Origin of the sequence: Frankia sp. CcI49, from assembly GCF_001983215.1 — a bacterium.
GTDB lineage: Bacteria > Actinomycetota > Actinomycetes > Frankiales > Frankiaceae > Parafrankia > Parafrankia irregularis.
Genome location: NZ_MOWP01000006.1, coordinates 1 through 26,109, shown reverse-complemented (window position 1 = coordinate 26,109; position 26,109 = coordinate 1). Strand labels below are relative to the sequence as shown.

Below are 26,109 nucleotides of genomic sequence, written 5' to 3'. Positions count from 1 at the left end.
TCGCCGAGACAAGGTTCCGATGGTAACGCCCGGCCGGACTGGTCGTAAACCTCTCACCGACCGTGACAGGAGCAGGGTCGCGGTAGGTGAGAGATTCGTTTCCCAGCGGTATGCGGGCCGGCGTCGTTCCCGGTCGGGCCCGCCCTGAAACGGGTTACCCGGCGCCGGTCAGGCTCGCCGCCGACGCGGATGCCGGTGCCTCGCCGCGGTCCGATCTCTCGCTACGGTCGGTGTCACCAACCGTGTCACCAACCGTGTCACTGGACGTGGCGGTATCGCTGTCGGTGGCAACGACATCCTCCGCCTGTGCGCGGGCGGAGGGGCGGAGAGCCTGGCGGGCGGCCGAGGCGAAGGTGGCCGCCACGATCGCGTCCGGCGAGATCCGGTCGGTGAGCTCCTCGGCCACCGCGCCGTCGCGCAGGACGAGCACCCGATCACACAGCAGCGCCAGCTCGTTCTCGTCGGAGCCCGCGACCAGCACCGCGCAGCCGGTGGCGGCCGCCGACCTGATCGTCTCGACGATCGTCTGCCGCGCTCCGACGTCCACCGCCTGGGTTGGCTCGTGCAGGGCCAGCAGCCGTGGGTGCGTGGCAAGCCATTTGGCGAGCAGGACCTTCTGCTGGTTGCCGCCGCTCAGCTTGCCGACGGGCATCGACGGCCTGGGGGGCCGGACATCAAGCGCGCCGATCCAGTGCCGCACCATCGAGTGTTCCGCGGCGCGGTTCACCGGTTTCCACCCGCCGTGCCCCTGCGACCGCGGCAGCGCGATGTTCTCCGCGACCGACAGCTCGAATGCCAGCCCGGCGTGCTCGCGCCCCTCGGGAACGAGCGCGACGCCGGCGGCGATGGCCCGCCGGGTGTCGAGTTCCGTCAGATCCAGGTCGGTGCTGCCGACGGTGAACCGGCCGGCCCGGGCGGGACGTGCCCCGGCGACGAGGTAGGGAAGCTCCTCGTAGCCTGCGCCGGCGAGGCCCGTGACGCCGAGGACCTCCCCGGGCTCGATGCACAGGTCCACCTGGTCCAGGACCTTGCCTGTGACTCCGGTGAGCCTGATCGTGGCAGGCCTGGTGCCGCTGGCGGGCGTGCCGCTGTCAGCGGGGGCGTTGCTGTCGGCGGGCGTGTTGCTGTCGGCGGGCGCGGCGCCGTCGGGGCCTTCCGACCTGTCGGTGTCGGAGACCGCGTGGGCGGCAGAGCCGTCAGCGGTGCCGGAGATCCCGGGTGAGTCGCCGGCAGCCTCGGTCTCGACGATGGCCGGCCCACGCCCCAGCCGGTGGGTGGGCACGTCGCGGGCGACCTGGGGCCGATGCCCGACCACGAGCTCGGCGAGATCGGCCTCTCGCAGGCCCGCGGTGGGCAGGCCCGACTCGACCGCGCACCCGTCGCGCAGCACCGTCACCCGGTCGGCCGCGTCGACGACCTCCTCGAGCCGGTGGGTGATCACGAGCGCCGCCGTCCCGGACGACACCACTTCGTCCAGCATCTCGTAGAAGCGCTCCAACGAGCGCCGGGTCAGCGACCGGGTCGACTCGTCGAAGATGATCAGCCCGGAGCCTTCGCGTGCGTCCTGGATCGCCCGCGCGATCGCCACGGTCGCCCGGTCCTCCTCGGGCAGGGATCCGACCCTGGCCTCCAGCGGCACGGAGCGACCGAAACGATCGAGGACCTCTCGGGCCTCGGCGAGCTCGTGCCTCCAGTCGATCCGCCGGGAGAACCGGCTGGCCCGCAGCCGGCCGGCCCGCAGGTTCTCGACCACCGTGTAGTCGTTGACCAGGCCGAGACTCTGGTGGACGACGGCCAGCCCGTGCGCACGCGCGTCGAGCGGGCGGATGGGCAGCCGGAGCAGGGTGCCGTCGACCAGGACCTGGCCGCCCGGATCAGGCGCGTGGTAGCCGGTGAGCACCTTCGCCAGCGTCGACTTTCCGGAGCCGTTCTGCCCGATCAGGCCGTGGATCTCACCCGGGTGCAGATCGAGCCCGACCTCGCGCAGGACCCGGGCGCGGCCGAACGTCTTCGAGATCCGGTCGATCCGCAGCCGTGGCACCGTCATCGCAGTGGAGTCGGCCGCCTTCACGGTCATCCGAGGCCCCACAGCGCGCGGAACTTCGCCGGGAAGTCCGTCGGGCCGAACCACTCGCCGGTTGCCTCCGCCGCACTGCTGACTGTGATGTCCTTGACGTTGTCCCGGGTGAAGAGCCGGATGGGGATCTCGTACTCGGGCAGCGGCAGGCCGAGCATCATCCGGATGGCCGCGTCGGCGTCGACCCAGCCCTGGAACACGTTGGCCTGGCCGGAGTCGACGTGGAGGAACTTCCCGGAGGCCAGCATCTGCAGGCCGGTGATCTGAGCGGATCCCGCCGCGCCGCGGATGGACGACGCCTTGCCCGACTGCTGCACCCCGTTCAGGGTCGGCTGCAGGTACTGCTCGAACTCGGACACCACGTAGCCGACGCCCGGGGTGGTGAGAATCGCGGAGCTGGTCGAGGACGCGATCAGGCTGAAGTTCGCCGAGGAGATCTTGTTGACCTTGACCTTGCAGTCCGGGCAGTGTGCCTTGTACTCCTCCTGCGCGGCGGCGACATAGGCCTGGGTCGACGGCGAGTCCGTGCTGCCGTTGATGACGACGTTGGCCTTGCCGCCCGAGTCCACGATGATCCAGTCGGCGATGGCACGCTGCTGGGCCTTGCCGGCGCCCTCGATGTAGCCCAGCCTGTCGCCGGCGGGGTGCGCGGAGTCGGGGATCTGGTTCGTGATCAGAACCGGGATGCCCTTGCTCTGGGCGGCGCCGAGTGCGTTGCCGGCCAGTGCGTAGGGGATCGCGTCGGTGATGATGGCGGCGGCGTCTGCGCCCGTCGCCTGGTTCACACAGGAGGTGATGTCCGACGGGTTGGAGTTGCCGTTGCAGACGTGGACGTCGACGCCGGCGGAGGACAGCGCGGACGTCAGCGCGCGTGCCGTGACCGTGAGCGCCGGGGCCTGCTGGGTGATCGGAATGTAGTAGACCGTCCTGCCGCGCAGCCTGTCGACGCCCTCGACCTCGTCGGTCGGGATCGGCAGGGTCTTCCGCGGGCTGCTCAGCTCCGTCACCTTGGCGGCCAGGTCACCGGCGGCCGTGCTGGCCCCAGCGCCGGCCGTGGACGTGCCGTCGCTGTCGGCCGGGTCCGAGCCGCAGCCGGCCAGTAAGCCCGCCGCGGTTAAGGCGGCGACCAGCATGGCCCATCGCTCCCGGCGAAACCGGGTGGCCGATCGCGACGCACGTGCGGTAGTGATCATTTTCATCCTCCAGGCGGAGACTCCCGCGGCCGCGGCTACGGGACTGGCTGAGCGGGAAGCAGGGGTCGCGGAGCTGGAACTGGGACTGGGAGTGGCTCACAGACCCCAGGAGCGTCGGTCAGCTCCCGGATCGGGCATGCAACAGCGTCGAGATCGTCACAGCGACGATGAGGACCCCGCCGTAGAAGACGTTCGAGATCCAGGCGGCCACGCCGAGCAGCTGCAGGCCCAGGATGCCGGTGGCGAGGAAGTAGACGGCGACGAGTGTGCCGAGCGGGTTGAACCGACCCGGCTGCAGGATCGCGGTTCCGAGGAACGTGGCCGCGAAGGTCGGCAGCAGATAGCTGTTGGCGACCGTCGGGTCGAACCCGCCGGTCGCCGCCGCGGCCAGGACACCGCCGACACCGTTGATCGCGCCCGCCGTCGTGAAGGCGCCGAACCGCACCCGGTTGACCCGGATGCCGGCGAGCCGGCTCACCTCGCGGTTCGCGCCGACGAACCGCATGTTGCGGCCCAGCGGCGTCAGCATCAGCACGTAGGCGAAGACCAGCATGAGCCCGACGCCCTCGTAGAAGCTCACGGGCAGCCCCAGCACGTCGAACAGTGCGATCTTCGAGAAGTCCGTGCTCAGCCCGCTGATCGGCGTCATGTTGCTGATCCACAGCGCGATGCCGAGCAGGAGCGTTCCCATCCCCAGCGTCACGACGATGGTGTTCACGCCGAGCCGGACGACCAGGGCGCCGTTGATGGCGCCGCACAGCGTCGCGATGGCGATCGCCGTCAGGCTCGCGAGCCACACGTTCCATCCGTGGTCGACGTTCAGGACCGGCACCAGGATCGCGGACAGGCCGAAGACGGCGGCGACCGAGAGGTCGACGAACTCGCCCACGCAGATGGTGCACAGCAGCGCGGCGGTGAGGAAGACGAGGGCCTGCTGGCTACCGAAGATCGTCTTGGCCGTGCCGGAGGTCAGGAAGGTCTCCGGCACCGCGATCCCGTAGACGACAGCCATGATGAGCCAGACACCCAGCACCGCGAAGCGGGCGCCGTAGTGGCCGAGCCCCGCGCCCCCGCCAGGCCGCCTCCCGCGGCCGCGCCCGTGCCCCGCGCCGTGGCCTTCGCCGTGCCCCTGCTCGTGGCCGTCCGCATGCCCGTGACCGTCCGCGGCCCCCTGGTCCGGGCTGAGCACAGCCGTGCCATGCCGGTCGGTGGACGGCCCGGGCCGCCGGGGTGACCGGATGCCCGGAAGGGACGACGCCATGCTCATGCGGACGGCGCCCCGTTCGACACCGGGCCGACCCGGGTGAAGCCGGAGATGTCCGGGAACGGGCCGGTGCGGTCCTTCTGGAGGTCGACCTGGAAGGTGTTGAGCAGCATCGCGAGCATCGAGAAGTTGCCCAGGCTGCCGATCAGGTCGACCAGGCCCTGCTCGCCGAACGCGGCCAGGCCCGCGGCGAAGGTCTCGTCGCGGACGAAGTGCTCGGTGAGGACCTCGGTCGCGAACTGGTAGAGCAGCTGCTCGTCCGGGTCGGTGAAGGCCGGGTCCTCGCGGCGGGCGAGGCGCTCCAGCGCCGCGCGGTCGACGCCCGCGTCCGCCGCCTTGTCGACGTGCGCGTTCCAGGAATACTGCGCGTCGAAATGACGGGCGGCGATCAGCAGGCTGAGCTCCCGCAGCCTCAGTGGCAGCGCCGACTCGAACCGGCAGAACGCGCCGAGCGCCTCGACCCGCTCACAAAGCTCGGGGCTGCGCAACCAGACCAGGAAAGGACCGCGGGTGCCGCCGCGCCGGCTGGTGATTCGATCGCTGATCTCCGCCTGCCGGGGGGACAGTGTTTCCAGCGGCTTGAGTCGCACGAACATCCTCCTCGATGTCGACCATGACGAAAGCTGTGATTGGGGTAACGATGATGAACGTTCGACGTTGTGTCCAGAGCTGTCCGACGGCTGTTGGTGAAGACCCCGAAACATTAGAGTTCCGGATCGGCGATCGTGGCCCGCGACCGACCCACCTAACCTCAACCTGGACGATCCCGGGCTGTTCGGGGGCTTGACACAGAGAGCTGAGGACTCGAGATGACGATCATCAGGACGCGAAACGTCACGCGCCTCGATCGTGGTGGTGCCGTGTGCACGATACCGCTGATTACCAGGTCCAGCGCCATCGAGAAAACAACGCTGACCTCCGGTATCAGCACCTACCCGGTGGGCTCCGGAGCGCCGCTGCACACGCATAACTGCGTCGAGCACGTGACGCTGCTGAGCGGTCTCGCCGAAGTTGAGATCGACGGTGAGCTGACCGCGCTGGAACCCCACGACACCACCTATGTCGAAGCCGGAATTCCGCATCTCTTCCGCAACATCGGGGACGTTCCGATGACGATTCTGTGGGTATACGACTCGGCGTTCGTGACACGCACCTTCATGGCGACCGGCCAGACCGTCGAGCATCTGTCGGAGGCCGACAGGATGGTCAACGACTGAGCATGGTCAACGACTGAGCCGTCCGCACACCGTTCCCGCCCTCCTGGACGCCATGGCGACCAGGAGGGCGGCGTGTTTCCGGGCGGGGTGGTCAGGCCGGGCGCACACCGTCCGGGATCGCCACACCGAGCGCGGCGGCCTGGTCGCAGAGCTTGTTGACCATCGGAACGGGCAGTGGGATGCCGCCGGTGAGCCGGTCGGCGAACGTGCGGGTGCCCCGCTCCCCGGGGACGAGGATCTCCGCGGACGGGTCGTTCGCGGGCAGCCTCTTGATGGCGTCGACCGTCTCGTCGACGATTCCCCGGAACTGGTCGACGGGCAGGAACGCCGAGATGTCGACGGCGAGCAGGGCCGCGTTCTGCCGGTGCCGCCGGCCCTCCGGGCTACCGCTGTGGAACGGGCTGACGATCGGGTTGGCGGTGAGGCCGCTGGTCAGCAGCTCGAAGACGAGCGACATCCCGGCGCCCTTCGCGCCGCCCATCGGCAGGGGCACGGCGGCCTCGGCCGGGTCGGTGGTGGGCCGGCCGTCCTTCGTCAGGGCGGCGCCCTCGGGCAGCGGCCGCCCACTGCTCCTGTGCTGGGCGATCCGGCCGAGCGCGATGACCGCCGTCGCCATGTCGAGCAGGACGATCGGATGGCGCCCGGCGGGCACCGCGACGGAGAGCGGGCTGGTCGCCACACCGGCGCCGGTGCTGCCGGTGTAGGCCATGTTCGGTACGCCGGCGACGATGCCGAGGCCGGCCATCCCGTACTGGGCGGCGCATTCGGTGTAGTAGCCGATCGCGCCGGTGTGCACCGTGCCGCGCACGGCGACCCAGGCGATGCCGCTCGAGCGGGCCATGCTGACGGCCTGGTGCATGGCCATCGACAGCGCCACCGGGCCGGGGGCCGAGTCCGCGTCGATCACCGCGACGGCCGACCGCAGTTCGTCGACCGCGATCTGGGGCCGCGGGTTCGCCTCGCCCTTCTCGAACAGCTCGAGGTAGCGGGGGATGCGGGAGACTCCGTGCGAGTCGACACCGCGCAGGTTCGCCCACACCAGGACGTCCGCGATCGTGTCGGCGTGCTCGCGGCTGGTGCCGGCCGCGACGAAGATGTCACTGACGAGTGTGCGCAACGCCTTGTCCGGCACGATGGTGCGGGGGGCAGGCATGGGGAACCTCCGATGGCTCAGGCGGCGATGGCGGCGATGGCGGCGACGCTCGCCCCACCGTCCGTCCGGCGAACGCGCGCCGGACGGACTGCGACGAGGCCGAGTGAACGAACAGGGAGCGAACGGGCCGGGACCGAGGCTGTGGCCCGGCTTCGCCCGGCCGGCGGGCGGCGGCTACAGCGGGAGATGCACGTCGACCAGCGCGGTGACGCCGGCCCGGACACCTGCCAGCGCCGCCTCGAGGACGGGGCGTAGCTCCTCGGGCCTGGTGACGGTGTGCCCCGCCATCTCGAACGGTGTGACCAGGGAGGCCAGATCGGGCTGGTCGGTGAGGTCCACACCGCGGAAGTCGTCCTCGGTGACCGCGGTGCCCTGCGGGTAGAAGCGCAGGTGGTTGAGCTTCATCGACCGGTACTGCCGGTTGTTGAAGACCACCACCAGCAGCGGGAGGCCGAGAGCGCGCGACGCCGCGAGGGACTGCACGATCGGGTTGTAGAGGAACGAGCCGTCGCCGATCGTGAGGACGACCTCACGATCCGGATCGGCGAGCTTGACTCCGAGCGCCACACCGAGCCCCTGGCCGAGGCCGCCCTGGACGTAGGAGTACCGGCCCGGCTCCTCGGCCCGCAGATGCTGCGCGATCGCCCGGCTGTGCGTGATCGTCTCGTCGACGACGGCGGCTCGCGGGTCGATCAGGTCGCGCAGTTCCCTGACCACGGCCGCGGCGTCGAGGCCGGCGCCGGCGGCGGCCCGTGCCGGTCGGGGAGCGGCGAGGGCGGCGCGCCGGGCGGCGACCCGCTCGTCGTCGACACCGAGCTCCAAGACGCCCGAGACCAACGCTCGCAGCGTCGGCCCGACATCGCCCTCCAGGTACTGGTCGGCGGTGAGGACCTGGTAGTCGCTGTACGGACGGTGCGGGACGTCGTCGATGACGAGTACCTCGGCGTCCGCGGGGCGGTTGCTGGGTGGGTACCAGGGCGCACGGCAGCAGACCAGGACGATCAGGTCGGCCTCGGCGAACAGCGCGCCGCCCTCGCCGCCGCGGTGCAGCTCACTGGTGCGCGGGAAGTTGGCGCACACCGCTGACTGCGGCTCGACGACGGGGATCGAGAGCAGCTCGGCGAGGTCGACGAGCGCGGCGAAGCCGTCGGGATGCCGGCCGGCCGACTCGGTGACGATGACCGGGCGCTCGGCGGCGACGAGCCGGCGGGCGGCCTCGGCCAGCTCGGGCTCGGTGCTGACCCGGCTGCCCGGCAGGGCCACGGGCCGGACGGCCGTCGCCGCCGGCTCCCATGGTTCGAGCAGGACCTCGACCGGGACGTTGAGGTACACCGGACCGGCCGGCCCCCGGCGGGCGATCTCGGCGGCCCGGACCACGGAGCCGTACAGCGTGGACACGCTGCCGACCTGGGTGGACCACTTGACGAAGGGTGCGGCGACCGCCTGCGTGCCGCCGACGATGGACAGGTTGCGGTACCACTGCGAACCGGGATCGGTCTCGGTCTCGCCGTAGGTGATCGACTCGGACGAGCAGACGACCATCGCGACGTTGGCCAGCAGCGCGCCGTGGATGCCGCAGGCACCCTGTAAGAGACCGGGCACCGCGTGCAGCAGGACCATCTGAGGCCGGCCGGTCACCAGCCCGTACCCGGTCGCCATCGCCACGGCGAGGGTCTCGTGCAGCAGATCGAGGTAACGCGGCCCAGGCGTGCCGTTCTTCTCCTGCCGGGCGAGCGCCTCCCACACCGGCGCCCACTCGGAGCCCGGCGAGGAGAAGATGACATCGACCCCAAGGCTCCGGCAGGCCTCGAGGATCGCCTCCCCGCCGTCCTTGCGGTCCTTCTCGTCCGTCAGGTCCGTCACGATGCCGCCTCCGTGCCGCCGGCGCTCGTGCCGACCGCGAGGGGGGCGTCCGAGATCGGCCATTCGAGGCACTCGCAGATCCCACGGCCCATGATCCACTCGAGTTCCTCGGCGGTGAAGCCGAAGTGTTCGGTGAACTGCGCGATCGTGTCGGCGTAGGTCAGGCCGTGGCCCATGAGACGGGTCAGGTCCGTGCCCCAGAAGCAGCGCTGCGGACCCATCGCGTCGACCATCTCGCGAACGTACTTCGCGAGGTTGAGGTTCGGGAACGGCTGGGTCGAATAGCCCGGGACGGCGGAGACCTTGACGTAGATGTTGGGGTGTTTGTGCAGGTCGGCGGTCTCCTTGACCCAGTAGCCGATGGCGTCGTCGACGCAGCGGGCCATGATCCCCATGTGGTCGATGATGATGCGCAGGCCGGGGTGGCGGGCCGCGATCGCGCCCAGCTCGGCCTTCCAGATCGGCGCGTGCACCATCGTCCTGATGCCCAGCTCCTCGGCCAGCGGCCAGTACCAGTCGTTCGTGCCGTCGATCATCCAGTTGCGGTCGATCGGCCGGTGGAACGTCAGCCGGGTGCCCTTCACGTACGGGTTCTGCGCGAAGTCGCGCATCATCGCCGCACCCTCGGCCGGCTTGTTCTGCGGGATCCGGGCCATGATCCCGAAACGGTCCGGGTGCGCCTCGCACGCCTCGAGGGCATAGTCGATGCGGTCACCCTCCCAGGACGGCGGCAGGATGAGCGCCCGGTTGACCCCGGCGGCGTCCATCAGCCGGAGCGCCTCCTCATAGCTGAACGCCTCTTCGCGGTGCCCGTTGAGACGGATCCGCTCGCGGGCCCCGGGCACCCACGGCCGGTCGGGGGTCTCCTCGAGCCAGACGTGGATCTGCGAGTCGACGATGAACATCTGTGGCGTCCTCGATTCGGGATGGGGGACGGGTGCGGCGCCCACCGGGCCACCGCTGGGAACGTGGGAACTGAACGCGGGAACTACGGAGAGAAGGTCGTGGTCAGGAAGGCTGACGCGCGGCGATCTGGTCGACGACGTGCTCGGCGATCGCCAGCGACGAGGTCGCGGCCGGCGACGGGGCGTTGCGCACCGCGGTCACCGGGCCGAGCCTGCTGATGCGGAAGTCGTCCACCAGGGAGCCGTCGGCGTCGACGGCCTGCGCGCGGACCCCGGCCGGCGCGCGGACGACGTCGGATGTCCGCAGGTCAGGGACGTATTCCCGGGCCGCCGCGAGGAAGACCCGCCTGGACAGCGACCCGCGCATCTCCCCGAGGCCGGCCCGCCAGTGCTGGCGGAACAGCCTGCGCGCCCCGGGCCAGCGCAGCACGGCCGCGAGGTCGCCCAGGCGCAGGTCGCGGCGCCGGTAGCCCTCACGCGCCAGCGCGAGCACCGCGTTCGGGCCGATGTCGACGTTCCCGTCGACCCGCGGGGTGAGGTGCACGCCCAGGAACGGGTAGGCCGGGTCGGGAACCGGGTAGACCAGGCCGCGGACCAGCCCGGTCCGCGCGGGCACCAGCCGGTAGTACTCGCCGCGGAACGGCACGATGGCCGGCCCCGGGTCGTCGCCGGCGAGCCGGGCCACCGAATCCGCCTGCAGCCCCGCGCACAGCACGACCTGGCCCAGCTGGTGGGTCTGGGAACCGGCGGCCCGGGAGCCGGCCGTGACGGTGACCGCGTCGGCGCCGGCCGGGCTGATCGCGGTGACCGTGGTGGCGAGCAGGATCTGGCCGCCGGCGGCGGCGACGTCCTCCGCCATGGCCCGGGCGATCGCCGGGTAGTCGACGATGGCGGTGGTCGGTGAGTGCAGCGCGGCCACCCCGGTGACGTTCGGCTCCAGCTCGCGCAGTCCGGCCTGGTCAAGCCAGCGGATGCCGGGAACGCCGTTGTGCCGCGCGCGGCCCTCGATGGCCCGCAGCCGCCCGGCCTCCAGGTCGTCGCGGGCGACGACGACCTTCCCGATCTCCCGGAACTCCAGGTCGTGCTCGGCGCAGAACTCGCGCAGCAGGGCGACACCGCGACGGCACAGCGTCGCCTTCAGCGAGCCCGGCTGGTAGTGGAGCCCGGCGTGCACGACGCCGGAGTTGTGCCCGGACTGGTGGGTCGCGAGCGCGTCCTCCTTCTCGAAGACGACGACCTCCCGGCCGAGCTGGGCCAGCCGGCGGGCGACCGCGAGGCCGACGAGCCCACCGCCGACCACCCCGACCCGTTCACGGGCCGTGCCAGCCGCGGTCATGAGCCCGGCTCGCTTCGCATCGCGACGGTCTTGACCCGCGAGTAGAAGCGGAGGCCCTCGTAGCCCTGCTCCTTGACCGTCGACCCGCCGGAGTCACCGAAACCCCCGAAGGGCATGTGGACGTCCCAGCCCGAGGTCGGCAGATTCACCGACACCTGGCCGGTGTCCACCCGGTCGGCGAAGGCGTGGGCGTGGCCGAGGTCGCGGGTGAAGATGGAGGCGGCCAGGCCGTAGGCGGAGTCGTTCGCGGCGGCCACCGCCGCGTCGAAACCATCCACCACTCCCACGGCGAGGACCGGGCCGAACACCTCGTCGCGCCAGATTCCCATCGCCGGGGTGACCTCGGTGATGACGGTCGGGGTGACGAAACAGCCGTGGGCCAGCGGGCCGTCCGCCGGGGTCGTCCCGCCGGTGGCGATCACCGCTCCCTCCTGACGGGCGCGCTCGATGTGGCCCAGGACGTCGTCGCGGTGGCGCCGGCTGACGAGTGGGCCCACCACGACGTCCGGATCGGTGCCGGGACCGTAGGGGATCGCCTCGGTGGCCTGGACCAGACCGGCGATGAACTCGTCCGCGATCCTGCGGTCGACGATCACCCGGCTGGTGGCGGTGCAGCGCTGCCCGGTCTGCCCGAACGACGCCGCGGCGACGGTCGGGACGGCGAGCGCCAGATCGGCGTCGGCGAGGACCACCGAGGCGTTCTTGCCACCGAGCTCGGCCTGTACCCGCACGGTGCGGTCGGCGAGCCGACGCTTGAGGATTCGTCCGACCGCCGTGCTCCCGGTGAACGACACCGCGGCGATCCGCGGGTCGTCCAGCAGCGCCGCCTCGATCTCGCTGATGCGTCCGAGGGCGAGCCCGAGCACCCCGGCGGGCAGACCGGCGTCGTGCAGGGAACGGGCGAGGTGCACCGCGACCAGCGGTGTCTCGGACGCCGGCTTGAGGACGACGGCGTTGCCCGCGATCAGGGCCGGGGCGGCCTTGCGGGCCGGGGTCAGCAACGGGTCGTTCCACGGGGTGATCAGGCAGACCACCCCGAGCGGCTCCGAGCGCACGGATGTCTCGGTGCCCGGGCGGCTGTCGGCCAGCAGGTGCCCGTAGGGCTGACGGGCCATGCTCGCGTAGTAGTCGAAGAAGTCAGCGGCCTTGGTGACCTCGACCGTGGCCTCCGCGAGGGTCTTGCCCATCTCGGCCACCAGGTCGGCGGCGATCTCCTCGCGACGTCCGCGCAGGTCGGCGGCCGCGTCGATCAGCACCTGGGCGCGGCCGAGCAGTCCGGTGGCGCGCCACCGGCGTGCTCCCAGCACCGCCGCGTCGTAGAGCTCGGTCACCTCCGCCGCGGACATCGCCGGAACCCGCCCGACGACCCGGCGTACGTCCGCCGGGTCGACGACGTCGATGTGCCGGCCGTCGGCTGGCATCAGCCACTGCCCGCCGACGAGCCGTGGCACCGCCCTTGGTGGCATCAACTCCGACCGTCCTCTCGAATCCTGGAGACCTGCAACCTGGGGGCCAAACGGCCCTTCGGCAGGTAGGAACCGAGCCTAGGAGTCGGATCAGAACAGTGAAGACCATAAACCGGCAAACTAAGGTTTACGGTCCACGTGCGGGCCGGTGTGGACGAAGAGGCCGGGTCAGGCCGATCGGCCGCCATGATGGGTGGGCCCTCGAAGAAGCCGCGAGCAGCAGGAGAGAAGATGTCGTCCGTGATAATTGTGCACTATAAGGTGAAGCCCGGTTTCGAGGAGCACGTCGCGCATTCTCTGGCGCGGATGGTGGAACCCACCCGGGCCGAGCCGGGAAACCTCGCGTACAACGTCTGCCGGTCGCCGCGGGATCCGGCGGTCTTCGCGATCTACGAGGAGTACGTCGACGCGGCGGCGGTCACCGCGCACGCCTCGTCGGAGTATTTCGAGCACTGGCTGAAAAAGGAGACGCTGCCGTATCTCGAGGAGCGGCGGCGGCATGACCTGGTCGCGCTCTGAACAGCAGGGGCGGTCAGGCCCGGAACCGATCCGGTCCCGGGCCTGACCGCCCCCACGTCATCTGCGGCTCAGGCGGCTCAGGCGGATCCGCTCGTGACCGGGGTGAACTCCAGGTGCAGCTCGGTCAGGCCGCGCAGCACCCAGGTCGGCTCGTACTTGAACCGGCGCTCGCCGGCCGGGCCGTGATGCTCCTCGGAAAGCCGGATGTCGCGGGTGCGGTCGAGGATGCGCTCCAGGCTGATCCGCGCCTCGACACGGGCGAGCGGCCCACCGGGGCAGGAATGGACCCCACGGCCGAACGCGATGTGCTGGCGGACGTTCTTGCGGTCGTGCCGGAACTCGGCCGGGCATTCGAAATGGCGCGGATCGCGGTTCGCCGCCCCGTTGAGGAGCATCACCGGGGTACCCGCCGCCACCTCGACGCCGCCGACCGTCGTGTTCCGCCGTGCCAGCCGGAAGTCGGCCTTGACCGGGCTCTCGACCCGCAGCGACTCCTCGATCAGGTCGGGGATCAGCTCACGGTTCGCCCGCAGCTCGTCCTGGACCTCCGGGTTCTCGGCGAGGTACTTCAGCACGGCACCGAGCAGCCGGGCGGTGGTCTCCTGCCCCGCGGCGAACAGGAAGGTCGCGGCACGGACGACCGCGATCACCTCCGGAATGCTCCCGTCGGGATACGTCGCCGTCGCCATCTGGGTCAGGACGTCGTTGCGCGGGTTCTGACGGCGGTCCTCGATGTACTTGCTGAACCAGTTGTCCAGCCAGCCCAGCGCGTTCAGCTCGCCGTCGGACTCCCCGCCGGCGCCGATCTGGCCGGGGCTGGTGCTCAGCCCGAAGCCCTTCCGGAAACGCTCGTGGTCGGCCTCGGGGACACCCAGGACGTCGGCCACCGCGAGCATCGCGAACGGCTGCGCGTAGGCGCGGATGAACTCGCACCTGCCGTCGTCGATGAACTCGTCGAGCTGCCGGCCGGCCAGCCCCTGGATGAACTCCTCGTTCTCCTGCAGCCGTTTCGGTGTCAGCATCCGCATGACGAGCGCACGCTCGTTGGTATGCATCGGCGGGTCCATGGTGACCATGTGCTCGTTCATCGGCAACTGGTCACGGTGCTCGTCGATGATGGCGCCGACGTCGTCACCCTCCAGCGGCACGGGGAAGACCGCGAAGGGGCCGACCACCGAGTTGCATGAGGAGAAGGTGTCGACGTCGCGGTACACCTCGGTGGCCTCGGCATAGCCGGTCACCGCGACGACCCCGAGATGCGGCAGCGGCAGCACCGGGCAGGTGGCACGTAGATCGTCAAAATACGGATACGGGTTTTCGACGAGCGATTCGTCATTGAAGAAATCGATCGTCTTCCAGTCGGTCAACCCGCTCTCCCTCCGAGTGGCGCCGCGCGCGTCAGAAAACTCTTGGGCGAGTGCCCAATACGTGTTGGGCACCTGTCTAGCACACGCGCGGAAGCACGAGCAACCAGACCGGGTCTTTTCCGGCGTCGGCGCGGACCCGCGGCATCCGTGTCCATGCACCGCGAGATGGAAAAGGCGCACCGGCCGCGCCGCATCCCCCGCGCCGCATCCCCCGCGCCGCAACCTCCGCGCCGCAACGTCCGCGCTGCCTCACCGCGACGCGGTCGGCGTCGGTCGCGCAGTCGGTGGCGGGCGGCGCCGAAACCCGGCTCAGGGTTCGGTGAAGCCGCCGTCTCCGGCCACGAGCGCCACCAGCAGAGTGCGGAGCTGGTCGAGGCCGTCGGGGCCGAGGAGCTCCGACCACTCCTGCTCGACGGCGACCGCGGTGCGGCGCATCGCGCGCAACGCCGCCAGGCCGGCGGCTGTCAGCTGCACCAGCCGGGCTCGGCCGTCGTCGGGATCGGCGATCCGCTCGACATACCCGCCCCGCTCCAGGGTGGTCACCACCTGGGCTGTCGCCTGCCTGGTCACGCCGAGGCCCTCGGCGAGCTCGGAGACGCGGCGACCCCCGCCCAGCAGGGGCACGAGCAGTAGCGCGTGGCCTGGGCGCAGGCCGGTGAGCCCGGCGGCGGCGAAGCCCTCGGCCACCCGGGCGGCTTGCAGCCTGGCGACTCTCTGCAGCAGGGCCGGTGTCGTCTGCGCGGCGACCGGCCGGAACATCTGGCTCACGGAGGTATCGTGCCATTGCAAATAGGCAAGGTACTTGCCTATTCTGACGACATGTCGATCTCGGTGCTCCGCGCACATCGGCGGGCCGTTCTGGGAGCCGCACTGCTCATGGCGGCCGTGCTGGTCGCTCTCCTGGTGTCGTGTGACTCGGGGGCGCGCGGCTCCGGTCCCTTACGGCAGCGTCTCGGCGGTTCGGATTCCCCGTCGGTACCCTCGCAGCCGGGCGCCGGGGCGCCGATTCCGACGGGTCGGTCGAGCTTCGCGTTGACGGTGGCAGGGGCGAAGGAGGAGCGGACGGTTCACCTCTACCGGCCCTCCGGGCTCACCGGCCAGGTGCCCGTGGTCGTCATGCTGCACGGCGGGTACGGCAGCGGAACGCAGGCCGAGAACAGCTACCGGTGGGATGATGCCGCCGACGCCGGGCGTTTCCTAGCCGTGTTTCCCGACGGGACCAGCCGCTCCTGGAACGCCGGTGGCACCTGCTGCGGCCCCGCCGCGGGTGACAACGTGGACGATGTCGCGTTCCTGCGGGACGTCCTCACGACGCTGGGCGGCCGGATCGACGTCGACCCGCGCCGTGTGTTCGTCACCGGGATCTCCAACGGCGGCGCGATGGCCTATCGGATGGCCTGCGAGACCGATCTGTTCGCCGCGGTCGCGGCTGTCTCGACGACGATGCTGGTCGACTGCTCGTCGGCGGCGAAGGCCTCCGTCCTGCACATTCACGGCACCGAGGACAAATCTATCCGGTACGACGGTGAGCAGGGCGACCCGTTCAGCCGTCGGTACCCGGGCATCGACGGCCCGCCCGTTCCTGAGGTGGCCGCCGCCTGGCGTGCGATCGACGACTGCCCGCAGCCGTCGGTGACCGTCGAGGGTGTGCTGACGACGTCCGCCGCGGCCTGTCCCGACGGCCGTGCGGTCGAGCTGGTCACGATCGACGGCGCGGGCCACCAGTGGCCCGGCAGCGACGCGAAGCCCCTCACGCAGCTGCTGGGAGCGGACGAGCCGTCGGACGCCCTCGACGCGACCACGCGCATCTGGGACTTCTTCGCCGCGCACCCCGCCCCCCTGCGCTGAGAGGCGGCAGGGGGGCGCAAACCCGGTACCGCTACCAGCTACCGCTCTACCAGCGGTCGCGATGCAGGACGGTCTCCAGCGGCTCCCGGGAAGCCGGGCGGAAACCGGTGCCGACGGTGTGGGCGACCGGCACGAGCGCACCCTGGGTGTAACCGGGCGGAATACCCAGGAGCTCCGCCACCTCCCCGGCATGGGCCAGGTGAAGGGTCGTCCAGGCGGTGCCGAGCCCGCGCAGCCGTGCGGCGAGCATGAAGCTCCAGACCGCGGGCAGYAGCGAACCCCAGAAACCGGCCTGTTGCGCGGCGGGCACCGAGGCGGCGTCACCCTCGATGCACGGAATGACCAGAACCGGCACCCGGTGCAGGTTCTCCGCGAGAAAGCGGGCGGAATCGGTGACCCGGGCCTGGGTCGCGGCACGCTCGCCCTCGTACTGCTCGGTATTGGCCCGGTCCGCGGCGGCCAGATATCCGGCGGCACCCTTGCGGTAGGCGTCGGCGATTCCGGCCCGCAGGTCGGGGTCGGTCACCACGAGCCAGTGCCAGCCCTGCCGGTTCGACCCACTCGGGGCCTGCAGCGCGATCCGCAGGCATTCGTCGATCAGCGCCGGCTCGACCGGGCGGTCCAGGTCGAGCCGCTTACGGACGCTGCGTGTTGTGGTCAGCAGCTGCTCGGGCGTCAGATCAGCGGTCAGATCAGGCTCAGGCAGGGCCACCGGACGCTCCTTGCACTCCGCACCCGACAGGCGCGGTCCTCGGGAAAGGGACACCGGCACGTTAACTCAGCCCGTCGGGATGCGGCCGAACCAGAGGAACGGGTCGTCGCCGACCAGAGTGCCGGTCGTCAGGATGACCGCAGCGCAGAACAGGACCGGGACGACGACCTTCCGCTCGACCGTGCCGTTCGTCCGGGGCACCAGGACCGTCTCCATCCGCCAGTTCACCGGCCACAGCAACGGGCATCCGCGTGGGGTGAGGCAGTCTCCGAGCAGATGGGCCAGGGCACCGATCGTGACGGCGTAGCCGGCGAAGCCCATGTCGAGGTCGCGCATCAGGTACACCGCGATCCCGGCCGTCAGGCAGTCCTTCAGTCCGGACCAGACGTCGTGCCCCTTGAAGTCCAGGCCGAGCCCACGCAGCCCGAAACCGACCAGCACGAACAGCGCGGCCCACCAGCCGTACCGGAAATGCTCCGCCAGCAGCCCCATGAGGATTCCCATGGCGACCGCGAACAGCAGCGAATGGGTGGCGTGCCGATGGCCGCCGGACAGGCGGCTCACCCACCGGCACAACGTCTTCGTCAGCGGCCCCAGCGTGTTGGCTATCCGGCCCGACGGGTGGTCGATGTCGGGCAGCAGGCCCGAGCCGGCGGCCACGACCGCACCGGCGATCAGCTGGCTGGAGGACAGCGACAGCGCGTGCGAACCCAGCAGCTCCTCCCGCGAGAGCAGCGGAGCGGCGGCCAACCAGGCCACTCCGCCGCTCAACACGTGCGTCTGCCCCATCACGTCGCATCATTCCCAATGATCGGCACCGGCGGACTTTAGCGGGTACGGCACCCACAGCGCACGTGACGCGCCAAGAGGACATCCCTGGACGAGATGGGCCGCCGGCCGGCGGTGGATGTCGGACAGCCGGTGCCCTCCACCGCCGCGCCGCAGTGGAGCGCCTCAGTCCAGCCGGTCCCCGCAGAAGTCGGTCTCCACGACTTCCATGCCGGTGCCGGCCGCGTTCACCCGGCTGAACGAGTAACACTGCTCGACCTTGCCGAAGTCCGCGTCGAAGTCGATCGTGTTGGTCAGGCCGCCGGCGTTGTAGTCCTTCACCGCGCGCAGGCCGTCGATGAAGCCCTGACGCGTCGGGCAGTCGCCGGACTCCTCCAGACCGCGGACATAGATGTCCCCGACGAGGTAGCCGACCAGCGCCAGGGTCTCGTTGGGGTTCTGGAGCGAGGGCGCGTAGGCGGAGATGGCATTGCGGTAGGCGGTGTTCGCCGGTGACTCCACTTCCAGCGGCAGATAGCTGGTGAAGGTGGTGACGCCGGCAAGGTTGGTACCGTACTGCGCGAGCAGCTCCGGGGTGGGAGCCTGGGCGGCGCTGAGAATCACGTTGAGCTGCAGGCCCGCTTCGCGTACCGCGGAGATGATCTTCGCGGTGCCGGGTGCATCGAGGTTGCCGACGAACGTGTCGGCACCGTCCGTCCTGATGCGCCGGATGACCTCCGCGATCTGGCTGGCCGACGGGTCGTTGTCACCGGCCACCAGGACGGAGGGGATCCCGACCGCGTCGAAACTGGCGGTGAACTGGCGCGCGAGCGGTGTCGACACCGACGAGTCGAGACCGTTGTGGTAGATGATCGCGCGGGTTCCGCCGTGTTTCTTGGCGAACTTGCCGAAGGTGTTCACCGTGCCCGTGCCGGAGAAGTTGTAGGCGAAGGTGAACATGTTGCGGTTCTTCGCCCACACGTCCTCGACGGCGAGGCCGACAACCGGGACCCCGGCCTTCGTCAGGTAATCGGCGCCGCCGCCGGTCACCACACTGCCCTCGAGGACGGCGAAGACCCGCTCCTTCTCGATCAGCTCCTGGCTCACCGAGAGATTCAGTGACGCAGTGCTCTCGTCGTTGCGCGGCGTGAGGACGAGGTGACGGCCGTTGACACCGCCGGCGGCGTTCGCGACCCCGAAGCGCGCATCCACCCCGGCCCGGAACGCGGTGAAGACGTCGGCCGCCATCCCGGTGTCCGGATAGATGAGGCCGGCGTTCACCTGATTGGCGGTCACGCCAGGCGTGTTGCAGTCCGCTCTGTCGGCTGCCGTTGTTCCTCCGAGGCAGGCCGATAACGTCGTCGCGCTGAACAAGGCCGCAGCACAGCACGCCGCCGAATACTTGATCCTCACTATGCGCATCTCCCGAGGCGGATCTTGACCCAATTGGATGTCGTCCTTTTCGGGCCGCCAGCGTAGCGGACTATAGCAGCACGATCTCGGCGGTGGTGACCGTTGGGTAGTCGGACATCTCCGCGTTCAGGCGGGTGCGCCGGCCCGGTGTGGGTCAGATCTGCGCCGCGCCATGAAAGACCTCCATGTCGAAACCGCTGCAAGCAAGGTGTGTTTCGCTGCCTGTCTGCTTGTCCGCGGGCTTGTCTCCGCCGTGGGCACCTTACCTAACGGACGGTCAGCTGACCGGAGTGATGCGCGGGTGTTGTGCCTCCATCGTCAGTCGGAATTCCGGTCACTGCGTTTCGTCTGCGGCTGGGAGGGCGATGACCACGGCCATCGTGACGCGAACCGAGGAGTGATCGACAAGGTCGGGTGGAAACAGGCCGTCGGTTGTTGGTCGCGGGCCGCGCTGCCGGGGCGGACCGCAGTGCAGATGATCCGGGCGTCGCGGCGGCCCCGCGATGGCACGCATGGATGCCGGAAAAGGCACGGTCAGGTGCCTGCCCGCAGTGGTGGGCCGTGGCCGGAAAAGGGATCCCGCGGCCGGCGGCCGGATATCAGAAGAAGGTCGTGGGAAGTTTTCGGTGCGTCTACTCCGTGGTCGGATGATTCAACGTCCGAGGAGGGATGACGGAGCCCGAGCCACCGTTCCCGAACCTCCTGGTCCGGATTTCGTTTTGTCTCGACCCGATTTGGCGTGGGCTTCCCCGTCCCGTCGCTGTTCGAGCGCCCGCGCGCTGGGGGATTCTCGGCGGATCGGCTGGTCGAGACCTTCTCGAAGGTCGAGTTCAGCGAGACCGCGAAGGCATCACGCGGCGGCGTGACCTGACGCCCAGTCAGGCCCGGCCTGGCGGGCCTGGCCAGACCTGGGGCGGCGCGAAGCTGCTGAGCCGGTCATCTCCCAAGGCGCCCGATCCGCCCTTGCTGGTCAGCCGGCAGGGGCGGATCGGGCGGCGGCGTCGAGGTGTTGTTGCCATCGGCGGTGGACAGGTGGCCCGTGACGGGTGCTGCCGGTAGCCTGCCGATCGCGACATGACGCGACGCGGCCGACCGCTTGACGACGCAACGGGCTGCCGGGCGGCCGGCTGGCCGTCGCCGGGACGCTGGACTGACCCACCGGGTACGGAGCAGGAGGCGAGTTCCCATGCGGATCGGGATGCCGCTGAACTACAGCGGAGGTTTCACTGAGACGGTCGCCGAGCTCGGCGACTTCGAACGGGCGGGTCTGGGGATCGTCTTCGTCCCGGAGGCCTATTCGTTCGACGCGGTGAGCCAGCTCGGTTTTCTGGCCGCCCGCACCGAACGGGTCGAGATCGCCTCGGGGATCCTGCCGATCTACACCCGGACGCCCACGCTGACGGCGATGACCGCGGCCGGGCTCGACTTCGTCTCCGGCGGCCGGTTCACACTGGGCATCGGGGCGTCCGGTCCCCAGGTCATCGAGGGCTTTCATGGTGTGCCCTACGATGCGCCGCTCGGCCGGACCCGGGAGGTCGTCGAGATCTGCCGAGCGGTGTGGCGGCGGGAGAAGGTCGAGTACAGCGGTCGTTACTACACCCTGCCGCTGCCGCCGGAGCGCGGCACCGGCTTGGGGAAGCCACTGAAGATCATCAACCGCCCGGTACGGGAGCGGATTCCGGTGCTCCTGGCCGCGATCGGCCCGAAGAACGTGGCGATGGCCGCGGAGATCGCCGAGGGCTGGGAGCCCTTCTTCTTCCACCCGGAGAAGGCCCGCGAGGTGTGGGGCGAGGCGCTGGCCGACGGCACGGCCCGCCGCGACCCGCGGCTCGGCCCGCTGGACGTCGTCGTCGCGGCGCCGTTGGCGATCGGCGAGGACCTCGACGGTCTGCTCGACCTGATGCGTCCGTCGGTGGCGCTTTACATCGGCGGGATGGGCGCGAAGGGACGGAACTTCTACAACGACCTCGCCCGGCGGTACGGCTACGTCCGGGAGGCCGAGCTCATCCAGGATCTGTACCTGGCCGGGAAGAAGAAGGAAGCCGAGGCTGCGGTTCCGATCGAGCTGCTGCGGGCGACCGCTCTCATCGGGCCGGCCGGCTACATCCAGGAGCGGCTGGCCGCCTATGCGCAGGCGGGGGCGACAACCCTGAACGTGACCCCGCTCGCGCCCGACCATCGTTCTCGGGTGGCCGCCATCGAACAGGTGCGTGGCTGGCTCTCCTGACGGCAGCCCCGACCGTGGCGCCGAATCCGATCTCGGGTGGGCTGTCACACAGACCGCGCGCGGTGCCCGCGGTCGCGGGCCGCGCAGAACAGTGGCGTGGTTTGCTGGACAGGCCAGTGACAGGAGGGGCCGGCGGACGGAACGCCCGCGGTTGCGACAAGGCCTGGCGCGGATGAAGGGGACGAAGCGACCGATGATTCTGCGAGAGCAGGTGTCCTTCGACGGCGCCGGGGTACGCCTGGCGGGCGACCGGTGGGATCCGCCCGGCGGCGAGCGCAGGGGCTTCGTCCTCCTGCTGCACGGTGGCGGGCAGACCAGGCACTCCTGGCAGCGGACGGGGGAGCGGCTCGCCGGCCTCGGGTGGGCGGCGATCTCCGTCGACGCCCGTGGGCACGGCGACAGCGAGTGGGCGCCGGACGGTGACTACAGCCATCGGTCCCTGGTGGCCGACGTCGGGGCGATCGCGCGCCAGCTCGATGAACCACCGGTCCTCGTCGGTGCGTCGATGGGGGGCATGGCGGCGCTCGTCGCCCAGAGCGAGGACCCGGGACTCGGCCGTGCGCTGGTGCTGGTCGACATCACACCGCGGATCGAACCCGCCGGCACGGACAAGATCTTCGCCTTCATGTCCTCGGCGCCGGACGGCTTCGCGTCGCTGGAGGAGGCGTCCGACGCCATCAGCGCCTACAACCCGCACCGCAAACGGCCCACGAACCTCGAAGGCCTGAAGAAGAACCTGCGACACCGGGACGGGCGCTGGTTCTGGCACTGGGATCCCGCCTTCATGACCATTCGTGACGAGGCGGAACGCGGTTTCAGCGAGCTGGCCACCAAGCGGGCGGCGCACCCCGCCGAAGCCGTCGTGCCGGCGCCATCCGCCCAGCCCGAACTTCTGTACGACGCCGCCCGGGCGATCCGGGTGCCCGCCCTGCTGGTGCGGGGCCGTCAGTCGGACATCGTCAGCGAGGAGGGCGCGGCGGAACTGCTGCAGCTCATCCCGCACGCCGAGTACGTCGACGTCACCGGCGCGGGCCACATGGTCGCCGGGGACGACAACGACGTTTTCGCGGGCAGGCTCGGTGGATTTCTCGACCGGCTTCCACCCTTGGCCGGCTGAGCGGAACAGCCGAACAACGGTCGGAACCCGCGCCGGAGCCGCCTGCGCCGGAGTCATCGGTGCGGTGGGCTCCGGCGCCGACCGGTGCGGGCGGCCGCCGGCCGACGGGGGTCGGCGGACCGGGCGCCGCTCAGTCCGCCGGGCTGTGTGAGACCTGGAACCAGCGGCGCTTGCCGAGCTTCACCGGCACCGGCTCGGAGCCCACGGTGATGACGGCGTCGGTGTCGTCGATCCGGTCGTCGCCCACGGTGACACCGCCCTGCTGGATGAGTCGCCGCAGGTCGCCGTTGGACGGCCCCGCCCCGAGCAGGGTGCGCATGAGATCGAGGACCTTCATCGATGCTGTGTCGAGCACGACGTGCTCGGCGTCGGCGGGTACCTGACGGCGGCTGAAGGTCGTGATGAACCAGTCCCGCTCGGCGGCGGCCGCGGCYTCGCCGTCCCAACGGGTCACGATCGCGGTGGCCATGTCGTACTTCGCCTCGATCGGCGCTGTCTCCTGCTTGCTCAGCACCGCGCGGATCGCGTCCTCCGGCAGATCGCTGTAGACCGTGAGGTACTGGCCGACGTACTGGTCGGGAACCCGCATGAGACGACCGAACTTCTCGCGCGGGCTGTGATTGATGGCGACGTAGTTGCCGAGGCTCTTGCTCTGCTTCTCTCCGCCGTCGATACCCGGGGTTATCTTCGTGGTGATGACGACCTGCGGGGCCTGCCCCTCCTTCTCCTGGAGCGACCGGCCCATCATCTCGTTGAAAAGCTGGTCACTGCCGATGATGGTCAGGTCCGCGCGCAGGCACACCGAGTCCCAGCCCTGGATGATCGGGTATACCAGCTCATGGGCGGCGATCGACTGGCCCTCGCTCATCCGCTTACGGAACATATCCCGCGAAAGCAGCCGGTCCACGGTGACCCGGGACATCACGGTCAGCAGCTCCGAGGGTGTCATCGCGTTCAGCCACTCGGAGTTCGGCCGGATCTCGAGTAGTTCGGGATCGGTCCGCAGCACCCGGGTGGCCTGCTCCTGAATCTGCTTCGCGTTCGCCTCGATCTCCTCGCGGGCGAGGACCGGGCGCGTTTTGCTCTTACCGGTGGGGTCGCCGATCTGCGTCGTGAAGTCGCCGAGCAGAAGTACGACCCGGTGCCCGAGATCCTGCAGCGCGCGGTACATCCACAGATTCACCGCATGGCCGATGTGAAGATGCGGCGCGGTCAGGTCGACACCGTATTTCATAATCAGCTGCCGGCCACTCAGCAGCCGCGTGCGCAGCTCTTCGAGCGTCAGTATCTCGTCGGTCGTGCGCGCGAACTCGCTGAGGAGGCGGTCGACGTGCGCCCGGTCATTGATGACAGACATCTGGATCCTTGTGAGAGCTGATAATGAATCATCGTATCATGGTCGGGGTGGGCGACCGCTGATCCGGGTGGCCGGCAAGGCGGGGGTGTCGGCTCCGTGCATTGACCGAAACTTCGTCCGGGAACCGCGACTGAAGCGGTGCCGAAATCAACGGATTGGTCGTCCGTGTGTGATATCGGGTTCCACTCCCGGGGTGGTTGGACGGTGGGTCCGGGTGTCGCGGGTGACTTGCGGTGCCCCTGGCCCTGCCGGACCCGATCTGCCTGAGGCCGGACCCGAGGTGCCGGGTGAGTGGCCTGGGTGTGGCGGAGTCGGGGTGGCTGTCGTCCACTGCCAGCCTCGGCGTGCACTGTCCATAACGCGGCGCCCCGGGCCCATAACGCGGTGCCGCGGGCCCATGGTGCGGTGCCCCGGGCGTACCGCGGGTGCCGGGAGGTGGCCGGCGGCCAGGTCTGATGGGCGCGGTGGTGGGCATCCGGGCAGTGCGGCGAGCCCCGCTTCTTCCTAGCCGTTCGGCAGGTACTGCGGTGCGCTCTCGTCGCAGTCGTGCGAGCCCGGAGGGTGATCGGCGGGTGTCGCGACAGGCCTGCTCCGTGGCAAGCCTGGTTCGGATGGGCACCACGGGTAGTGGCCGGCCTGCCCGTGGCCGAATTTCCGGTAACCGTTGATTGCGGCTCCGTGGGTTCTGTTGGGATTTCCCTGTGATGCTGCGAACCTCACACAAAGACAACTGTCCCTGGTCGTTAACATGCGAAACCATGTGCCCGGTTAACGGGTTGCGTGGATGGCCTGCGGCGTGGCGCCACCCGGGCATTTGGTCATCTGCGGCTGCCGGCTTCCAGGCTCCGTTGTCGATGTCGGGTTCGCGTTGGAGAACAAATGACCTTAAGAAGACTGTCAGGGCTGTCCGGGGCTGTGGTGGCAGTCACACTTCTGGCGGGTGCGGCAAGTTGCAGCTCCGGGTCCGGCAGCGATGGTGTGGTGGCGTGTACCGGGCCCGGTGTGACTGCGGACCAGGTCAGACTCGGAATGGTTCTCTCTGATTCGGGCCCCGGCAGCGACGCATTTTCGTCGGCCCGTGCCGGCGTGAACGCGCGGCTTGGGGTGGCGAACGCGGCCGGCGGAGTGAATGGGCGCCGAATCACCTATGAATGGCGCGACGACACCAGCTCGCAGTTGGAGAGCAATCAGGTGGCGCAGGACCTGGTCAAGGACGGGGTTTTCGGTCTTCTCCCGGTGACCACGGTGTTCGGCGATGCGCTGGAAAGCCTGAAGAACAGCGGTGTTCCGGTGGTGGGCTTCGCGTCGCTGTCGACATGGGCGCGCTACCAGAACTTCTTCTCCTACGGGTACGTTGTCGACCCGACGGCCATCGCCCGCTACATCCAGCAGGCAGGCGGCAGCAAGGTCGGCTTCGTGATGACCGGTTCGGTGGACTCCGCGCTGCAGACCGCCCAGGAATACCGAGACGCCTTCGAGCGGTCCGGGCTCAGGACGACCGAGACGGTTCCGTACGTGCACGGGGTCGACAGCCCGAACCAGACGATCTCGAAGCTGATCGCCGCCGACGCCGACACGATCATCGGTTTCACCGTCCCGACCGACCTGGCCGAGCTCGTCGTCGCGGCGCGGAACATGGGGATGAACCTGAAGTCGACCGTCTCGCTCGTCGGATATGACCAGAGCCAGCTGCCGACGGTGGGGCGGGATCTGGCGGGCGTCTCGTTCGACGTGCATTTCCGCCCGTTCGAGTCGTCCGACCCGGCCGTCGAGAGCTACCGGGCCGCAATGGCCAAGTACTCGCCGGAGACCCAGCCGGCCCAGCAGTTCGCGATGCTCGGCTACATCTACGCCGACATGTTCGTCAAGGGGCTCGAACAGGCCGGCACCTGCCCGACCAGGCAGAGCTTCATGACCGGGCTGCGTGCGGTGCACGACTACAACGCGGGCGGTCTCATTGAGACGCTTGACTTCGCGACGAACGCCTCCGTTCCCCTGAGCTGCTACGCCTTCGTGCGTATCAACGCGACGGGCACGGATTTCGAAGTGGTCAACGAGCGCCTCTGCGGCAGCGGCACGGGCGGTCAGTAACCGCTGGTCCCCCGCGCGGCCCTGGAGTCACCTCGCCCAGGGTCGCGCGGGGCCGTGCCTCACCCCGCGCGGCCGAGCGTGGACGTCATCACGCCAGGGCCGTGCCTCGCGCGCCGCGCGTCTCCTGCCTCACGCGTCCGGCGCATATCGTCCCCCCGCGCCCCGCGCCCCGCGCCCCGCGCCCCGCGCCCCGCGCCCCGCGCCCCGCGCCCCGCG

The 26,109-nt window shown here is 70.0% G+C and carries 22 protein-coding genes; 7 read left to right on the top strand and 15 right to left on the bottom strand.

The window, feature by feature from the left end:
- Positions 1 to 154: 154 nt before the first annotated feature.
- The 4 genes from CcI49_RS04315 to CcI49_RS04300 all read right to left on the bottom strand — a co-directional run bounded on the left by CcI49_RS04315 (position 155) and on the right by CcI49_RS04300 (position 5,124).
- Complete coding sequence (locus tag CcI49_RS04315) at positions 155 to 2,077, bottom strand: sugar ABC transporter ATP-binding protein (RefSeq protein WP_076824474.1); 1,923 nt, start codon at positions 2,075 to 2,077, stop codon at positions 155 to 157.
- Positions 2,074 to 3,270, bottom strand: a complete 1,197-nt coding sequence (locus CcI49_RS04310; protein ID WP_054567462.1) for a substrate-binding domain-containing protein — start codon at positions 3,268 to 3,270, stop codon at positions 2,074 to 2,076. Before CcI49_RS04310 ends, CcI49_RS04315 begins: the two co-directional genes overlap by 4 nt.
- 118 nt (positions 3,271 to 3,388) lie before the next feature.
- Positions 3,389 to 4,537, bottom strand: a complete 1,149-nt coding sequence (locus tag CcI49_RS04305) for an ABC transporter permease (RefSeq protein ID WP_076824472.1) — start codon at positions 4,535 to 4,537, stop codon at positions 3,389 to 3,391.
- Positions 4,534 to 5,124: a carboxymuconolactone decarboxylase family protein gene (locus tag CcI49_RS04300; protein ID WP_054567889.1), complete on the bottom strand. Its 591-nt coding sequence runs from the start codon at positions 5,122 to 5,124 to the stop codon at positions 4,534 to 4,536. Before CcI49_RS04300 ends, CcI49_RS04305 begins: the two co-directional genes overlap by 4 nt.
- A 219-nt stretch (positions 5,125 to 5,343) precedes the next feature.
- On the opposite strand from CcI49_RS04300, the gene CcI49_RS04295 reads away from it, so the two are divergent.
- A complete protein-coding gene (locus CcI49_RS04295) occupies positions 5,344 to 5,751 on the top strand; it encodes a cupin domain-containing protein (protein WP_076824470.1) in 408 nt (135 codons plus the stop codon).
- A gap of 91 nt (positions 5,752 to 5,842) precedes the next feature.
- Here the strand turns inward: CcI49_RS04295 and CcI49_RS04290 are convergent, their stop codons facing one another.
- The 5 genes from CcI49_RS04290 to CcI49_RS04270 all read right to left on the bottom strand — a co-directional run bounded on the left by CcI49_RS04290 (position 5,843) and on the right by CcI49_RS04270 (position 12,474).
- A complete protein-coding gene (locus tag CcI49_RS04290; RefSeq protein ID WP_076824468.1) occupies positions 5,843 to 6,904 on the bottom strand; it encodes an Ldh family oxidoreductase in 1,062 nt (353 codons plus the stop codon).
- Positions 6,905 to 7,078: 174 nt separating this feature from the next.
- On the bottom strand, positions 7,079 to 8,767 hold the full coding sequence (locus tag CcI49_RS04285) for a thiamine pyrophosphate-dependent enzyme (protein ID WP_054567888.1): 1,689 nt from the start codon (positions 8,765 to 8,767) through the stop codon (positions 7,079 to 7,081).
- Positions 8,764 to 9,672, bottom strand: a complete 909-nt coding sequence (locus CcI49_RS04280; RefSeq protein ID WP_054567458.1) for an amidohydrolase family protein — start codon at positions 9,670 to 9,672, stop codon at positions 8,764 to 8,766. The genes CcI49_RS04285 and CcI49_RS04280 overlap by 4 nt, the downstream gene beginning before the upstream one ends.
- 103 nt (positions 9,673 to 9,775) lie before the next feature.
- Positions 9,776 to 11,008 (bottom strand): L-2-hydroxyglutarate oxidase, encoded by a 1,233-nt coding sequence (gene lhgO, locus CcI49_RS04275; protein ID WP_076824466.1) that lies wholly within the window; start codon positions 11,006 to 11,008, stop codon positions 9,776 to 9,778.
- A complete protein-coding gene (locus CcI49_RS04270; protein ID WP_083749297.1) occupies positions 11,005 to 12,474 on the bottom strand; it encodes an aldehyde dehydrogenase family protein in 1,470 nt (489 codons plus the stop codon). Before CcI49_RS04270 ends, lhgO begins: the two co-directional genes overlap by 4 nt.
- Positions 12,475 to 12,705: 231 nt before the next feature.
- Between CcI49_RS04270 and CcI49_RS04265 the strand changes: the two genes are divergently transcribed.
- Positions 12,706 to 12,993 carry an antibiotic biosynthesis monooxygenase family protein gene (locus tag CcI49_RS04265; RefSeq protein WP_054567455.1) on the top strand — a complete coding sequence of 96 codons (288 nt, stop codon included), beginning with the start codon at positions 12,706 to 12,708 and terminating at the stop codon, positions 12,991 to 12,993.
- A gap of 77 nt (positions 12,994 to 13,070) precedes the next feature.
- On the opposite strand, the gene CcI49_RS04260 is transcribed toward CcI49_RS04265, so the two are convergent.
- A complete protein-coding gene (locus tag CcI49_RS04260) occupies positions 13,071 to 14,360 on the bottom strand; it encodes a cytochrome P450 (RefSeq protein WP_054567454.1) in 1,290 nt (429 codons plus the stop codon).
- A gap of 309 nt (positions 14,361 to 14,669) precedes the next feature.
- The gene (locus CcI49_RS04255; RefSeq protein ID WP_054567887.1) at positions 14,670 to 15,119 is read right to left on the bottom strand and encodes a MarR family transcriptional regulator; all 450 of its coding nucleotides are present in this window, start codon (positions 15,117 to 15,119) and stop codon (positions 14,670 to 14,672) included.
- A gap of 18 nt (positions 15,120 to 15,137) precedes the next feature.
- Here CcI49_RS04255 and CcI49_RS04250 point away from each other — a divergent pair, with 18 nt between their 5' ends.
- Positions 15,138 to 16,208, top strand: a complete 1,071-nt coding sequence (locus CcI49_RS04250; protein WP_241839887.1) for a PHB depolymerase family esterase — start codon at positions 15,138 to 15,140, stop codon at positions 16,206 to 16,208.
- 46 nt (positions 16,209 to 16,254) lie between these two features.
- Here the strand turns inward: CcI49_RS04250 and CcI49_RS04245 are convergent, their stop codons facing one another.
- The 3 genes from CcI49_RS04245 to CcI49_RS04235 form a co-directional block, all read right to left on the bottom strand.
- A complete protein-coding gene (locus CcI49_RS04245) occupies positions 16,255 to 16,920 on the bottom strand; it encodes a nitroreductase family protein (RefSeq protein WP_116437334.1) in 666 nt (221 codons plus the stop codon).
- 66 nt (positions 16,921 to 16,986) lie between these two features.
- Positions 16,987 to 17,709: a metal-dependent hydrolase gene (locus tag CcI49_RS04240; protein ID WP_054567453.1), complete on the bottom strand. Its 723-nt coding sequence runs from the start codon at positions 17,707 to 17,709 to the stop codon at positions 16,987 to 16,989.
- 165 nt (positions 17,710 to 17,874) lie between these two features.
- Positions 17,875 to 18,984 carry an ABC transporter substrate-binding protein gene (locus tag CcI49_RS04235; protein WP_235497999.1) on the bottom strand — a complete coding sequence of 370 codons (1,110 nt, stop codon included), beginning with the start codon at positions 18,982 to 18,984 and terminating at the stop codon, positions 17,875 to 17,877.
- Positions 18,985 to 19,840: 856 nt separating this feature from the next.
- Here CcI49_RS04235 and CcI49_RS44065 point away from each other — a divergent pair.
- The 3 genes from CcI49_RS44065 (at position 19,841) to CcI49_RS04225 (ending at position 22,445) form a co-directional block, all read left to right on the top strand.
- Positions 19,841 to 19,972, top strand: a complete 132-nt coding sequence (locus CcI49_RS44065) for a hypothetical protein (protein WP_255354757.1) — start codon at positions 19,841 to 19,843, stop codon at positions 19,970 to 19,972.
- Between the two features lie 315 nt (positions 19,973 to 20,287).
- Positions 20,288 to 21,328: an LLM class F420-dependent oxidoreductase gene (locus tag CcI49_RS04230; RefSeq protein ID WP_054567451.1), complete on the top strand. Its 1,041-nt coding sequence runs from the start codon at positions 20,288 to 20,290 to the stop codon at positions 21,326 to 21,328.
- A gap of 193 nt (positions 21,329 to 21,521) precedes the next feature.
- Positions 21,522 to 22,445: an alpha/beta hydrolase gene (locus tag CcI49_RS04225; RefSeq protein ID WP_241839886.1), complete on the top strand. Its 924-nt coding sequence runs from the start codon at positions 21,522 to 21,524 to the stop codon at positions 22,443 to 22,445.
- Positions 22,446 to 22,575: 130 nt separating this feature from the next.
- On the opposite strand, the gene tyrS is transcribed toward CcI49_RS04225, so the two are convergent.
- Positions 22,576 to 23,802, bottom strand: coding sequence for a tyrosine--tRNA ligase (gene tyrS / locus CcI49_RS04220; protein WP_054567449.1), 1,227 nt, complete (start codon positions 23,800 to 23,802; stop codon positions 22,576 to 22,578).
- 879 nt (positions 23,803 to 24,681) lie between these two features.
- Between tyrS and CcI49_RS04215 the strand changes: the two genes are divergently transcribed.
- Entirely contained in the window at positions 24,682 to 25,893 is a 1,212-nt protein-coding gene (locus tag CcI49_RS04215) for an ABC transporter substrate-binding protein (RefSeq protein ID WP_054567448.1), read from the top strand.
- Positions 25,894 to 26,109: the final 216 nt, after the last annotated feature.

What these genes read in the sequence shown, in the direction of transcription:
- CcI49_RS04290 (WP_076824468.1), bottom strand. Translation starts at nt 6,904, where the DNA reads ATGCCTGCCCCCCGCACCATCGTGCCGGACAAGGCGTTGCGCACACTC.
- CcI49_RS04240 (WP_054567453.1), bottom strand. Translation starts at nt 17,709, where the DNA reads ATGGGGCAGACGCACGTGTTGAGCGGCGGAGTGGCCTGGTTGGCCGCC.
- CcI49_RS04280 (WP_054567458.1), bottom strand. Translation starts at nt 9,672, where the DNA reads ATGTTCATCGTCGACTCGCAGATCCACGTCTGGCTCGAGGAGACCCCC.
- lhgO (WP_076824466.1), bottom strand. Translation starts at nt 11,008, where the DNA reads ATGACCGCGGCTGGCACGGCCCGTGAACGGGTCGGGGTGGTCGGCGGT.
- CcI49_RS04270 (WP_083749297.1), bottom strand. Translation starts at nt 12,474, where the DNA reads ATGCCACCAAGGGCGGTGCCACGGCTCGTCGGCGGGCAGTGGCTGATG.
- CcI49_RS04305 (WP_076824472.1), bottom strand. Translation starts at nt 4,537, where the DNA reads ATGAGCATGGCGTCGTCCCTTCCGGGCATCCGGTCACCCCGGCGGCCC.
- CcI49_RS04225 (WP_241839886.1), top strand. Translation starts at nt 21,522, where the DNA reads ATGATTCTGCGAGAGCAGGTGTCCTTCGACGGCGCCGGGGTACGCCTG.
- CcI49_RS04295 (WP_076824470.1), top strand. Translation starts at nt 5,344, where the DNA reads ATGACGATCATCAGGACGCGAAACGTCACGCGCCTCGATCGTGGTGGT.
- CcI49_RS04255 (WP_054567887.1), bottom strand. Translation starts at nt 15,119, where the DNA reads ATGTTCCGGCCGGTCGCCGCGCAGACGACACCGGCCCTGCTGCAGAGA.
- CcI49_RS04315 (WP_076824474.1), bottom strand. Translation starts at nt 2,077, where the DNA reads ATGACCGTGAAGGCGGCCGACTCCACTGCGATGACGGTGCCACGGCTG.
- CcI49_RS04230 (WP_054567451.1), top strand. Translation starts at nt 20,288, where the DNA reads ATGCGGATCGGGATGCCGCTGAACTACAGCGGAGGTTTCACTGAGACG.
- CcI49_RS04310 (WP_054567462.1), bottom strand. Translation starts at nt 3,270, where the DNA reads ATGATCACTACCGCACGTGCGTCGCGATCGGCCACCCGGTTTCGCCGG.
- CcI49_RS04265 (WP_054567455.1), top strand. Translation starts at nt 12,706, where the DNA reads ATGTCGTCCGTGATAATTGTGCACTATAAGGTGAAGCCCGGTTTCGAG.
- CcI49_RS04215 (WP_054567448.1), top strand. Translation starts at nt 24,682, where the DNA reads ATGACCTTAAGAAGACTGTCAGGGCTGTCCGGGGCTGTGGTGGCAGTC.